Consider the following 11820-nt stretch of genomic DNA (forward strand, 5'->3'; position numbering starts at 1 on the left):
TGTCTCCTCCAAAGGTCCGAGGTGGGTGATCAGAGTGCGCGGGCCACAGCGTCGCCGAAAGCCTTGCAGCCCATCGCGCCGCCCAGGTCCGCCGTGCGGGTGGCGGGGTTGGCCAAGACGCGGTCCACAGCTGCTTCGATGGCGGTGCCGGCTTCGAAGAGGGCTGGCACGTTGCGGTGCTCGCCCATCCACTGCGCCAGCATTGCGACCGACAGGATCATGGACGTCGGGTTGGCCTTGTCCTTGCCCTGGATATCGGGTGCCGAGCCGTGCTGAGCCTGAGCGCAGCAAAGGTTGTCGCCGGCCATTACCGAGCCGGCCAGCCCCAGGCTGCCGGACAGTTCGCTGGCCAGGTCGGAGAGGATGTCGCCGTAGAAGTTCTCGGCGACCATCACGTCGAAGCGCTCAGGGTTGCGAACCAGATAGGCGGTGGATGCGTCGACCAGCAGGTCGTCGAACTGCACCTCGGGGAAGTCCTTGGCGACCTGGCGTGCGCACTCCAGGAACAGCCCGTCGGTCATGTGGAAACTGTTGGCCTTGTGGATGGCCGTGACCTTCTTGCGGCGCTTCATTGCCAACTCAAAGGCTCGGCGTGCGATGCGCTCGCTGCAGTGACGTGTGATCTTACGCACCGAGAGGGCCATATCGGGGGTGGGCATCATCTCGCCCCAACCCTGGGCCATGTTGCGGTCCGGATAGAAGCCCTCGGTGGCCTCGCGCATGATCACGAGGTCCATGCGCTTGCCCGGCTTCATGTTGGACTCCAGGAAGTCGCGCGTGCGCGCCGGGCGCACGTTGGCATAGAGGTCCAGCTGCACGCGGAAGGCCGCAGAGATGTTGCGCCCGCCCTTTTCAGGCTTCGGGTAGTCGGCGTGCGACTGCGTGCCCAGGATGATGCCGTCGTAGCCGCGGGCCTTCTGCAGCACCTCCTCGCGCAGCGTGGTGCCGTGCTTTTCCAGACTGACGAAGCCCACATCCTCGTAGTCGAACTGCAGGCCCAGCTTGAACTTGGCGTCTGCGGCCTGGAGGACGTTCACGGAGGCTGCAACGATCTCGGGGCCGATGCCGTCGCCGGGGAGAACCAGAATTTTCATGATCAGTACTTTGGTGGTGAAGTGAGGGGAATGTGACGCCGTGCTACGTCAGTCGAGCTTGATGCGGGCGTCCTTGATGACCTTGGACCAGCGGCTGGACTGCGCCTTCATGAACTCGCCCAGCTGCGCAGGCGTGCCGCCGACGGGAATGGCGCCAATGGCGTCCAGCTTGGCCACAACGGCAGGGTCCTTGAGCACCGCGTTGACCTCGGTGTTGAGCCACTGCACCGCCGCGGCCGGCGTGTTGGCCGGTGCCAGGAAGCCGTACCAGGCCGGCACGTCGAAGTCCTTGATGCCCTGCTCGGCAAAGGTAGGGACGTTGGGCAGCTCGCGCAGGCGTTGGCTGGCCGCCACCCCGACGGCCCGCACCTTGTTGCCCTTGACATGAGGCAGAGCCGACGTCGAGGTGTCAAACATCAGGTCGATCTGGCCGCCGATGAGGTCCGTCATCGCCGGGGAGCTGCCCTTGTACGGGATGTGCACCAGATCGGTCTTGGTTTGCAGCTTGAAGAGTTCGCCTGCTAAGTGCACCGAGGTGCCCGAGCCGCCGGAGCCGAAATTGAGGTCGCCCGGCTTGGCCTTGGCGGCGGCCACCACGCCGGCCACGTCCTTCATGGGCGAGGAGGCCGGAACGATGAGGACCGTGGGTGCATTGGCGATATGCACCACTGGCACGAAGTCCTTGTCCGAGTTGTAGCGCAGGCTCGCGTAGAGGTGCGGGTTGGCCGACAGCGTGAACTGGCCCAGCAGGAAGGTGTAGCCGTCAGCCGTGGCGCGCGCAGCTGCCTCGTTGCCGATGTTGGTACCGCCTCCGCCGCGGTTGTCGATGACGAAACTCTTGCCCGTGCGCTCGGTGAGCTTGGTCGTAATCATGCGGGCGACGTTGTCGCTGCCGCCGCCGACAGCGAAAGGCACGATCACGGTGATTGGCTTGGCAGGATAGGTCTGCGCCTGGACGATGGATGGCAGCATGGCGAGGGCAGGGGCGCCCAGCGCTAGCCCGAGAGCAAAACGTCTGTTCATGGCAGTGATTCCTGAAAAAGGTGAGGCGGCGGCTTCAGAACGGCTGCAGGACCGTTGCGACGTGTTCGACCCGCGGCGCGGTTTCAAAGCAATGAGCTACCAAGCGGCGCCAGCCCTGGAAGTCCTCGGAGTTGCGGAAGTGGACGGTGTGGTCCTCAACGGTCTCCCACTGCACGACCAGCCGGTAGTGCGTGAGTTGTTCGATACCGCGCTGCAGCGACAGGCCGTGGCAGCCCTTGGCGCGCTGGAACAGCGGTGCGGCCTCGGCCACGCCCTGCTCGAACGCGGACTCCATGCCGGGCTTCACGGCGATGTGGGCGATTTCGAAAATCACTTGTTGTGCTCCGCGGAGACGAAGTTGGTCACGCCGGTCTCGGTGAGCGTGCGCGTGGCGTCCAACCGGGCATAGATCCACAGGATCTTCATCGGCTGCGTGTCAGAGAGGTTGCGGAAGCGGTGCGAGAGGTTGGGCGGCAGCCAGGTGGTGTCCAGCGGCTGCAGCCGCACCGACTCCTGGCCTTCGACATCAAGCATGGCCTCGCCTTCGAGCAGCATCACGCTTTCTTCGCAGTTGTGGCTGTGGAAAGGGATCTTGGTGCCCGGCCCGAAAGTCGTGATGCCGTTGATGAACGCCTTGGCCCCCACCGACGGACCAACCAGCGGCGTGGTGCTGGCGCCGCCGCCCCGGTCATGGCTTTTGATGCTGGAAGGCCGCAGCACGGCAGCCTTGGGCTGTTGGGTTTCAGACATAGTTTGTCTCTTGGGCGTTGGAAAAGACGGTGATCAGGCTGAGGCGAAGACGGCAAAGCCGTAGAGCTCGGCGGGATTGCTCACCAGGATGCGGTTCAGCACCGCGGCGTCGACCCAGGACTGCAAGGCGGCCAGGCTGGCCGACAGGTCCACGGATCGGAAGGGTTCAATGCGGGCGGGATTACGGTCGCGCCCACCGCCGGTATGCGGCCAGTCCGAGCCCCACAGCAACCGGTCGGGGCGGGCCTGCGCTAGCGTGCGCACCAGCAATGCCAGGTCGGCGTGGTGCGGCTCATCGGCCGACACCCGGTAGAAGGCGGAGAGCTTCAGCCAGATGCAGCCCGTGGCCAGCAGATCCAGCAGCGTCTGCAGCGGCGCCGCCGCTGCGTCAGTCTGCTCTGCACGCAACCCACCGAAGTGATCCAGCACCACCGGCACTCGGAACTGTTCCAACGTCTGCGCAACGGTGGACAGCAGCGACGCAGCGCAATGAAGCTGCACGCACCAGCCCGGCAGGTCCACAAGGGCGGCGGCCCGTTGCAACTCGGCCAGCACGCGCGAAGGATCCGTCTCGTGGCGCACCTCCAAGTTCAGCCGGATGCCTCGCACCCCGGCGGCATGCAACACCAGCAGGTCATAGCGCGTCAGGCGCTCCAGGTCGACCACGGCAATGCCGCGGCAGCGCTCCTGGCCCAGCTTCGCAATGGCATTAAGCATGCACGCGTTGTCAGTGCCGTACACGCTGGGCTGCACAAGCACCACGCGCTCGACCCCCAGTCGAGCATGGCATTCGCGCAGAGCCGCAACGCTGGCCTCACCCGGGGTGTAGCTGCGCCCGCCGCTGTAGCGAAACCGGGCCGGCTCAAACACATGGACATGCGCATCAGTGGCGCCAGGTGGAAGCGCAGTTTGAGCCGGCAGAAGGGAAGCGCAAGAAGTCATGGTCTGCATGAGGCCTAAAAGCCCAAGTTCTGGCAAGCACCGCGATTGGTTTTGTGTGAGTCTAAAAGACCATCAAAAGAGATGCTAGTAAGAGCTTCTACCTAGAACGGGCAAGACTGTTGTGCCTTACCTGTGGGCGCGATAGGCCCTTGCAAAAAGTACATCACCCTGTGTGGATAGGCGTTCGTCAGCAGGGATGCGCCGCAAAAGTCAAGCTGGAGCAAGAAACAAGAAGGAATTTGATATCTCCAAAGTGCCAGATGTTCAGTGCCGGCCACACCTCTCCAGATCTGCGGTGTGCCCCCGGCGCCCCCACTTCACGACGCGGCTGAGAGCACGGGCCGCTGTGCGCTGCCGGCGCTGACGTCCCTCCTATGCAGGTCCAGTGGGGGAGGCTGCACGCTGCACGCTGGGTCGCGCCGGCTTGTAGACATTGAATTTGTGAAGTCCGTGGATCCGTGCCGGCGTGATGAGCAGGCCGTGCCACGGCGTCAGGCTAGATGACGTGCTGCTCGAGTTCGGCTTCGTTGAGGTGGCGGCGCCGTGTGATCTCGCGTTCATCGCCGGGCTGGTGATCCCGGTAGACGGCGGACCGGCAGCGTTCCGATGCGCATGCCAGGGTTGGCCTTAGAGCCGGGTGGGCTGGCCGCCTGCAGCGTAACCTCGGGATGATCGACAACGATCTAGCGCAGCGTCAGAAGGTGCTCCTCCTTCAACGAGCGAGGCCTGCCGCCCAAGTTCGCCTCGCCAGCACGACCCCGATCCTTCTTGGCGGCACCCATAGCGACCTCCAGTGACAAGGGTGCCGAAGCGCTACAGCTTCACCGCCTTGCCCGTGAACGCTGCCATGCGCGTGTGATCTGTCTTCGTCGTCATTGCCTGTCGTCTCTCATGATGGTTCCCAGGCAAGTTTCCTAGGAACCCAAGCGACCTCAAGTTGTATTGGATGTCTACAAAGGGCAGAGAAGGGTGGTGCGGCGCCCGCTGAGTTCGTCGACTGCCGAGGGTGCTTCGCCTGCATGGGTGGCAGCAAAGGGGAAACCCCTAGAGCAACTTCGTTGACGCGCCAGAGTGCGCTCTGTATTGTTCTAACTACTCTGATGATACAACAGGTCGACTGGTTGATCGATCCGGCAGGACCGCTTCTAAGGGCCTCGGCGTCAGCTTCCAAGCACTTCTTTGTCTCCCATATACCTAGAGGATGTTTCTGTGAACTCAAAATTTTCCAAGACCATGAAGGGCCTGACTGCAGCTGCACTTGTAGCGATGTCGCTGTCGGCAAATGCGTTCGAGAACGTGAAGTTCATGGTCCCTGGTACGCCTGGTGGAGGGTTCGATGCAGCCGCCCGGGCGTTAGGCAAGGCTCTGCAGGAGGCGGGGCAGGCCAAGGTAGTCAACTTCGAGTACAAGCCCGGTGCGGGTGGGGCAATCGGGTTGGCTCAATTCGTCAATGCGAGCAAGGGCGATCCGAATGCATTGATCGTTGTCAGCGCTAACACGGCCACCGGCATCCTGCAAACCAAAGCACCTGTTACTTTGGCTCATGCAACTCCGGTTGCCCGCCTCTTCACCGAATACAACGTTATTGCTGTCAATACGAACTCGCCTTTCAAGACGGCGGGCGATCTGATGGCCGCCATGAAAAAGGATCCGACCAGCATCAAATGGGCGGGAGGCTCCAAGGGATCGGTGGATCACATCGGGGTCATCGAGATGGCCCAGACAATTGGCATCCCGAGCGACAAGGTCAACTACAGCCCGATGGGCGGTGGCGGCGAGACGGCCGCCGCGTTGCTTGGTGGACATGTGAATGTGCTGACTGGCGGCTATCCGGAGATTCAGAAGTTCGTGGCTGCCGGACAGATGCGTCTTCTGGCCGTCGCCTCTCCGCAGCGACTGCCGGGAGTAGAGGCTCCGACACTGAAGGAGCAGGGCATCGATGTCACGACGGGCAATTTCCGCGTCTTCTATGCCCCTCCCGGTATTTCCGCGGCCCAGCAGGCAGAACTGGTCAATGCCGTTTCAAAGGCGGTTCAGACTCCTGTTTGGCAAAACGCCCTCAAGGCGAATCTCTGGACACAAACGCTGCTCACGGGCAAGGACCTGGACGCCTTCGTTTCTTCTGAGAACAATCGCCTTGAAAAGGCGCTCAAGCTTGTTGGCCTGCTGTAAATGAAGACACGTATCCAGCCCATTCACTTGGCGCTCGGCGTAGCTGCTCTTGCGCTGGCTCTCTGGCTCGTGATCGGAGCAATGATGCTGCCCGTGGACAAAGGTTACACCGTCGTTGGAACACGGGTCTTTCCCTTGGGCGTAGCTTTGCTAATGGGTGCCGTCGGCATGGGGCTGGTTACGCAGGCAATCACCGGCGGGTTTCGTTTGCTTGGCAAGGAACCGGAAGTTGCGGAAGCGAAACTCGCCCGCCAACGTGTGCACGCAGTCGTTTGGGTCTCCGCAGGCCTCCTCGTTGATGCATTGGTAATAGAGCATGTGGGCTTCGTTTTTGCCTCTACCGTGCTGTTTGCGTTGGCCGCCCGCGGCTTCGGCAGCAAGCGGTGGGCGTACAACGTCGTCATAGGACTTCTGCTGTCCTGGCCGATTTACATAGGCTTTACGATGGGCTTGGGATTGTCGCTTCCCGGCCTGCTCAAGCCGTGGCTATAAACTGAGTACAAGATTATGTTGGATATCTGGGCCGCATTGCTTGCGGGGTTCAGCTCCGCGCTCACGCCGGTGAATCTGGCTTGGGGTTTTACGGGATGCCTGTTGGGTACGATGATCGGCGTGCTCCCTGGCATCGGACCTGCCCTTACGGTTGCGATGTTGCTGCCCCTGACCACCAAGGTGGAGCCGACGGGCGCACTAATCATGTTTGCGGGTGTGTACTACGGTGCGATGTTTGGCGGCTCAACGACGTCCATCCTGCTGAACACACCGGGGGAGTCATCGTCGATGGTGACGGCCATGGAGGGCAACCTCATGGCCAAGAACGGACGAGCGGGACCTGCTCTCGCTACGGCTGCCATCGGCTCATTCGTGGCAGGCACGATTGCTACCGTCCTTGTGACGCTGTTCGCCCCGACTATCGCCAATTTCGCGCTCCGATTCGGTCCGACCGAGTATTTCTCCATCATCGTGCTCGCGTTCGTGACTGTCTCGGCGCTGCTGGGGTCGTCGATGCTGCGTGGAATGGCCAGCCTGGGGCTGGGCCTGTCGATCGGTCTGGTCGGCATGGACTCGGTATCCGGATTCGCGCGCTACACCTTGGGCGTTCCAGAACTGATTGATGGCATCGAGGTCGTGCTAGTTGCTGTTGGACTCTTCGCTGTTGCGGAGTCCCTGTACAACGTTCTTTACGACGGACAGGAAGAGGGAGGCATGCATCGCATGTCTTCGTTGCGGATGACGACGGACGATTGGCGTCGCTCCCTTCCGGCCTGGATAAGAGGTACGGCGATTGGCTTTCCGTTCGGATCGATCCCTGCAGGCGGCGCCGAGATCCCTACGTTCCTGTCGTACGCCGCGGAGCGCAAACTCAGCAAGCACCCGGAGGAATTCGCTCCATCAAAGGGCCGGGGGGCGATCGAAGGTGTTGCGGGTCCGGAGGCAGCCAACAACGCGTCGTCCACCGGTGCCTTGGTGCCCTTGTTGACGCTGGGCATTCCGACTTCGGCAACCGCCGCTGTCCTTCTGGCGGCGTTCCAGAGCTACAACCTGCAGCCGGGGCCGCTGCTGTTCATGACCTCGAGCGACATCGTCTGGGGGCTGATCGCATCGCTTTATGTGGGCAACGTGATCCTCCTAATCTTGAACCTGCCATTGGTCCGGGTATGGGTCCGGTTGCTCACAATTCCAAAGCACTTTCTTTACGCAGGAATCCTGGTTTTTGCGACCATTGGCGTCTATGCGATGCGTCAGTCAACGTTCGATCTGCTACTGATGTTCGCCATCGGGTGGGTTGGAGTTGCCATGCGACGGTTTGACTTCCCCGTCGCACCGGTCATCGTGGGCATGATCCTGGGGCCGATGGCCGAGAAGCAGCTCCGTCTTGCGCTGGGTCTTGCCCAAGGAGATTGGCTGGTCTTCTTCAAGCAGCCGATTTCCGGCGTGCTCATGACGATCACCATCCTGGTTCTGTTCGTGCCGTTCTTCCTTCGAAAGCGGGGCATACGACTGGGCGAAGACGATTGATGCAGTCGCACAAGGTTCTACGCGTTGCTGATGCCGACAAGTGCTTCGCTTCCGGAGGGGCCGTCCTTCATCGCCGGGGTGTCGCTCGGTTCGGGTGCCACCCTCAGTTCTATCGCGATGGAGAACGCCTTGCTGCAGTCGATCATCATCTACGGTATCAACGTGGCCAATTTCTTCAAGCGCCCCGTCTGGCGGGCGCGGTCGCTAATCACGATCGTCGTCGTGCTCGCGCTGATGGCGTTGCTCTCACTGAAGCGTCGCCAGCCCTTGCGGGCAGTGGCCGCCTGAGGTCGTGCCGTGCGTTCCGGCATGCCCACACCCGGAATGAATGCCGATCCCAAGGAGTCGAGCACGAGGGCGTCGCCCCGCTCCCTTCGCGAGCTGTTCTGGTTCTTCAGCCTGCTGGCGCTGCAGGGGTTCGGGGGCGTCATGGCGATCGCGCAGCGTGAGCTAGTCGAGCGCAGGGGCTGGCTCACGCGGGAGCAGTTCCTGGCGGAGTGGTCCGTGGCGCACGTGCTGCCCGGCCCCAACATCGTGAACCTCGGCGTGATGCTGGGCGAGCGCTATTTCGGGGTCCGGGGAGCGCTGGCAGCCGTGGCCGGGCTGCTGACGCTACCCCTGGTTATCGTGCTGCTGCTGGCGTGGGCCTTCGGCGCCCTCGGCGCCCAGCCCGCCGTGGCCGCGGCGCTGAAGGGGGTGGCGGTCGCCGTCGCGGCTCTGATTGCCGCAACGGCCTGCAAGCTGCTGCCCGCCTTGTCCCAGCACCCGGCAGGCCTGCCGTTCTGTGCCGTCGCCGCCGCGGCCACCCTGCTGGCTGTCGTCCACTGGCGATTGCCCTTGCCGTCGGTGCTGCTGGGGGTAGGCGGCGTCGCGGTGGGCTGGACCTGGGTGAAGCTGAGGCAAGGATGACGACGTTCACGTGGGCGGACCTGCCGGGGCTGAGCGGCCATCTCATGATGTTGTCGCTGATGGCGGTGGGCGGGGGCGTCGCAGTCGTCCCCGACATGCACCGTTTCCTGGTGGCCGAATCCGGCTGGCTGGACGAGGCCCAGTTCACCGGGTCGGTCGCGCTGGCGCAGGCCTCGCCCGGGCCCAACGTGCTGTTCGTGGCGCTGATGGGCTGGCACGTCGCGATGAACATCCAGCAGCCCGCGTGGGCGCCATGGCTGGCGGCGCTGTGCCTGTTCTCGATGATCGCACCCAGTGCCCTGCTCGCCCTGGCGACCACGCGCTGGGTCCGGCGCCATCGCGAGCACCGGCTCGTGCAGGCCTTCCACCTCGGCATGGCGCCCGTCGTGATCGCCCTCCTGCTGGCTTCGGCCTGGTTCCTGTTCCCCGCGGTCGACACCCCCGATGGACGTATCGCGGGCGCGGTGAGCGGGGCCGTCGCCTTCTGCCTGTTCCTCAGGACCAAGGTCCCGGTTTGGATGGTGCTGCTCGCGGCCGCCCTGCTCGGGGCCGGGACGCTGACGTAGCGTCCTTCCTCCACCCGCGGGTTCCGAGCGGGTCCGGCTGCCGGGCCCGGACTGCCGCGGCGCTCGACCTCCGAAGACTCTCATGCCCACTCCTTCCCTGTCCCCTCGCGTCGCCGCTACCGGTGGATGGCCCCCGGGCGCCACCGACGTGCACGTGCATGTCTTCGATCCCGCCCGCTTCGGCTACTGCGCCGGGCGAAGCTACACCCCCGGCAATGCCACCGTGGAGGCCTTGCTCGAGCGCCATGCCGGGCTGGGCATCGAGCGCGCCGTGCTGGTGCAGCCCAGTGTCTACGGCACCGACAACGGCTGCATGCTGGACGCGCTGGCGCGGCTCGGTCCCGAGCGCAGCCGCGGGATCGCCGTGGTGGATCTCGCGCGCACGAGCCGTGCCGAGCTCGTGGCGCTGCACGCGGCGGGCGTGCGCGGCATCCGACTGAATCTCGAGGTGCGGCACGAGGCCGATCCGGCGCGGGCCCGGAAGCAGCTCGAGCAGGCCGCTGCCCTGGTGGACCTGCCCGGCTGGTGCGTGCAGGTGTACTGCGCTGCGAGCCTGCTCGACAGCGTGGCCGCAGGCATCGATCGCTTGCGCGTGCCCCTCGTCCTGGATCACTTCGCGGGCCTGAATGCGCAGGACGCCGGCACCGCGAGCGGCACGTTGCGCACGCTGCTCGCACTGCTGGCCACCGGCCGCGTGTACGTGAAGCTCTCCGCCTTCTACCGAGCCTCGGCACAGGGGCCGCATCACGCGGACCTGGGGGCGCTCGTGGGCCCGCTGCTCGGCACCCGCCCCGACCGCCTTCTATGGGGCTCGGACTGGCCGCATACCTCGGGCGGGCGAGACCGCGATCCCGAGCGCATCGAGCCCTTCCGGCCCGTCGACCTGGCCGCCAGCCTCGACGCGCTCGCGTCCTGGGCCGCCGCTCCCCGCGCGCTCCGGCGCATCCTCGTGGACAACCCCGCCGAGCTCTACGGTTTCGCGCCGCCTGCCCGTGCCGATGGGTGCAAACCCGACAATTGATCTAAAAGAATGTTTAATACAATAAGTGCGCGATGATCAACATGCCGCTGCGGTCACCGGGAGCGGCGCAATTCTTGGAGACCCGCATGCAGCAACGATCGTTCAAGTTCACCCCGAGGCGCTGGACCCGGGGGCTGCTCGCCCTCGGGGTGGCTGCACTGTCCGCCCTTGCCGCACCGGTGGCTTCGGCCCAGGCCGCCTATCCGGCCAAGCCGGTGACCATCGTCGTCGGGTTCGCCCCCGGCGGGCCCAACGACGTGATGGCCCGCATCCTGGCGGCCAAGCTCAGCGCCAACCTCGGTCAGCAGTTCCTCGTGGACAACAAGCCCGGTGCCGGGGGAACCATTGGCACCGCTGCCGTGGCCAAGGCGCCCGCCGATGGCTACACGCTGCTCTTCAACAGCGCCCCCTTCGTCACGGCACCGGCTCTGTACGGCGGCAAGCTCACGTTCGACACGCTGCGCGACATCACCGGCGTGGCGAAGGTGGCGGAGTCGCCGCTGGTGCTGATGACGAGCCTGCAGTCGCCCCACAAGTCGCTCGGCGGAGTCCTCGCGGCCGGCAAGGCTAATCCTGGAAAGCTCAACTACGGCAGCGGCGGCATCGCCAGCACGCCCCACTTGGCGACCTCGCTGCTGGAGCTGACGACGGGTGCCAAGTTCCAGCACATCCCGTACAAGGGCGGCGGTCCCGCGCTGACGGGGCTGATGGGCGGCGAGATCGACCTGCTCCTTGACAGCATCACCTCGGGAGGCTCGTTCGTCACGGGCGGGAAGCTGAGGGCGCTTGCGGTGACCGGCTCCAAGCGGGCGTCCCGGCTGCCCGAGGTGCCGACCTTCGCCGAGGCAGGACTGCCCGACTACCGGATGGTTCACTGGGTGGGCCTGGCCGCGCCCGGCAAGACGCCGCCGGCCGTGCTCGACAAGCTGAACCAGGAGGTTGCGAAGGCCATGGCTGCAGAGGACGTCCAGGCGCGGTTCGCGGAGCTGGGCGCGGAGCCTGCGGTCGGCAGCCGCGGGCAGTTCAACGACTTCCTGAAGAACGAAGTCGCGAACTGGACCCGCGTCATCAAGCAGGCCGACATCCGTCCCGAATGAGGATGGGGGCGGCGCAGCGCTCGCCGTGAGTTGCGTGGGGCCGGTGGCTGGGCTGCCGGGCTCGATCAAGGGCCGCACCGGGAGGACTTCCCGGTGCGGCCCTTTCGTCTTGTGCGTCGTTTTCTGCTGCCCGAGCGGCGTGCGGCGGGGGTTAGGGTTAGCCCTCGCCCTCCGTTTTGTATTTAGTATTGTTTTAGTGCAATCGTCCCTCTACACTGCGAGGCATG

Annotated in this window: 13 protein-coding genes; 8 read left to right on the forward strand and 5 right to left on the reverse strand. The window is 64.5% G+C overall.

Going from position 1 to position 11820, the window contains the following annotated elements:
- Positions 1 to 29 precede the first annotated feature (29 nt).
- Genes D3A59_RS20500 through D3A59_RS20520 form a run of 5 tightly spaced genes read right to left on the reverse strand, consistent with a single transcriptional unit; the run spans position 30 to position 3818 of the window.
- Positions 30 to 1094, reverse strand: a complete 1065-nt coding sequence (locus tag D3A59_RS20500) for an isocitrate/isopropylmalate dehydrogenase family protein (RefSeq protein ID WP_119157183.1) — start codon at positions 1092 to 1094, stop codon at positions 30 to 32.
- Between the two features lie 48 nt (positions 1095 to 1142).
- Positions 1143 to 2117 carry a Bug family tripartite tricarboxylate transporter substrate binding protein gene (locus D3A59_RS20505; protein ID WP_240636148.1) on the reverse strand — a complete coding sequence of 325 codons (975 nt, stop codon included), beginning with the start codon at positions 2115 to 2117 and terminating at the stop codon, positions 1143 to 1145.
- A gap of 34 nt (positions 2118 to 2151) precedes the next feature.
- Complete coding sequence (locus D3A59_RS20510) at positions 2152 to 2451, reverse strand: antibiotic biosynthesis monooxygenase family protein (protein WP_119157185.1); 300 nt, start codon at positions 2449 to 2451, stop codon at positions 2152 to 2154.
- The gene (locus D3A59_RS20515) at positions 2448 to 2867 is read right to left on the reverse strand and encodes a cupin domain-containing protein (protein ID WP_119157186.1); all 420 of its coding nucleotides are present in this window, start codon (positions 2865 to 2867) and stop codon (positions 2448 to 2450) included. The genes D3A59_RS20510 and D3A59_RS20515 overlap by 4 nt, the downstream gene beginning before the upstream one ends.
- 33 nt (positions 2868 to 2900) lie before the next feature.
- Entirely contained in the window at positions 2901 to 3818 is a 918-nt protein-coding gene (locus tag D3A59_RS20520) for an amidohydrolase family protein (protein ID WP_119157187.1), read from the reverse strand.
- A gap of 1200 nt (positions 3819 to 5018) precedes the next feature.
- On the opposite strand from D3A59_RS20520, the gene D3A59_RS20525 reads away from it, so the two are divergent.
- The 8 genes from D3A59_RS20525 to D3A59_RS20560 all read left to right on the forward strand — a co-directional run bounded on the left by D3A59_RS20525 (position 5019) and on the right by D3A59_RS20560 (position 11593).
- Positions 5019 to 5981, forward strand: coding sequence for a Bug family tripartite tricarboxylate transporter substrate binding protein (locus tag D3A59_RS20525; RefSeq protein WP_240636149.1), 963 nt, complete (start codon positions 5019 to 5021; stop codon positions 5979 to 5981).
- A complete protein-coding gene (locus D3A59_RS20530) occupies positions 5982 to 6473 on the forward strand; it encodes a tripartite tricarboxylate transporter TctB family protein (protein ID WP_119157189.1) in 492 nt (163 codons plus the stop codon).
- Positions 6474 to 6491: 18 nt separating this feature from the next.
- Positions 6492 to 8000 (forward strand): tripartite tricarboxylate transporter permease, encoded by a 1509-nt coding sequence (locus tag D3A59_RS20535; protein ID WP_119157197.1) that lies wholly within the window; start codon positions 6492 to 6494, stop codon positions 7998 to 8000.
- Between the two features lie 24 nt (positions 8001 to 8024).
- Entirely contained in the window at positions 8025 to 8288 is a 264-nt protein-coding gene (locus tag D3A59_RS20540; protein WP_157991612.1) for a hypothetical protein, read from the forward strand.
- 36 nt (positions 8289 to 8324) lie between these two features.
- Positions 8325 to 8909: a chromate transporter gene (locus D3A59_RS20545; RefSeq protein ID WP_119157191.1), complete on the forward strand. Its 585-nt coding sequence runs from the start codon at positions 8325 to 8327 to the stop codon at positions 8907 to 8909.
- Entirely contained in the window at positions 8906 to 9475 is a 570-nt protein-coding gene (locus D3A59_RS20550) for a chromate transporter (protein ID WP_119157192.1), read from the forward strand. The genes D3A59_RS20545 and D3A59_RS20550 overlap by 4 nt, the downstream gene beginning before the upstream one ends.
- An 82-nt stretch (positions 9476 to 9557) precedes the next feature.
- A complete protein-coding gene (locus D3A59_RS20555) occupies positions 9558 to 10496 on the forward strand; it encodes an amidohydrolase family protein (protein WP_119157193.1) in 939 nt (312 codons plus the stop codon).
- A gap of 32 nt (positions 10497 to 10528) precedes the next feature.
- On the forward strand, positions 10529 to 11593 hold the full coding sequence (locus D3A59_RS20560) for a tripartite tricarboxylate transporter substrate binding protein (protein ID WP_240636150.1): 1065 nt from the start codon (positions 10529 to 10531) through the stop codon (positions 11591 to 11593).
- The last annotated feature ends 227 nt before the right edge of the window (positions 11594 to 11820 follow it).

This window comes from Caldimonas tepidiphila (assembly GCF_003569765.1).
GTDB classification, from domain to species: Bacteria; Pseudomonadota; Gammaproteobacteria; order Burkholderiales; family Burkholderiaceae_C; genus Caldimonas; species Caldimonas tepidiphila.

What these genes read in the sequence shown, in the direction of transcription:
- D3A59_RS20520 (WP_119157187.1), bottom strand. Translation starts at nt 3,818, where the DNA reads ATGCAGACCATGACTTCTTGCGCTTCCCTTCTGCCGGCTCAAACTGCG.
- D3A59_RS20550 (WP_119157192.1), top strand. Translation starts at nt 8,906, where the DNA reads ATGACGACGTTCACGTGGGCGGACCTGCCGGGGCTGAGCGGCCATCTC.
- D3A59_RS20560 (WP_240636150.1), top strand. Translation starts at nt 10,529, where the DNA reads ATGATCAACATGCCGCTGCGGTCACCGGGAGCGGCGCAATTCTTGGAG.
- D3A59_RS20530 (WP_119157189.1), top strand. Translation starts at nt 5,982, where the DNA reads ATGAAGACACGTATCCAGCCCATTCACTTGGCGCTCGGCGTAGCTGCT.
- D3A59_RS20505 (WP_240636148.1), bottom strand. Translation starts at nt 2,117, where the DNA reads ATGAACAGACGTTTTGCTCTCGGGCTAGCGCTGGGCGCCCCTGCCCTC.
- D3A59_RS20545 (WP_119157191.1), top strand. Translation starts at nt 8,325, where the DNA reads ATGAATGCCGATCCCAAGGAGTCGAGCACGAGGGCGTCGCCCCGCTCC.
- D3A59_RS20555 (WP_119157193.1), top strand. Translation starts at nt 9,558, where the DNA reads ATGCCCACTCCTTCCCTGTCCCCTCGCGTCGCCGCTACCGGTGGATGG.
- D3A59_RS20500 (WP_119157183.1), bottom strand. Translation starts at nt 1,094, where the DNA reads ATGAAAATTCTGGTTCTCCCCGGCGACGGCATCGGCCCCGAGATCGTT.
- D3A59_RS20515 (WP_119157186.1), bottom strand. Translation starts at nt 2,867, where the DNA reads ATGTCTGAAACCCAACAGCCCAAGGCTGCCGTGCTGCGGCCTTCCAGC.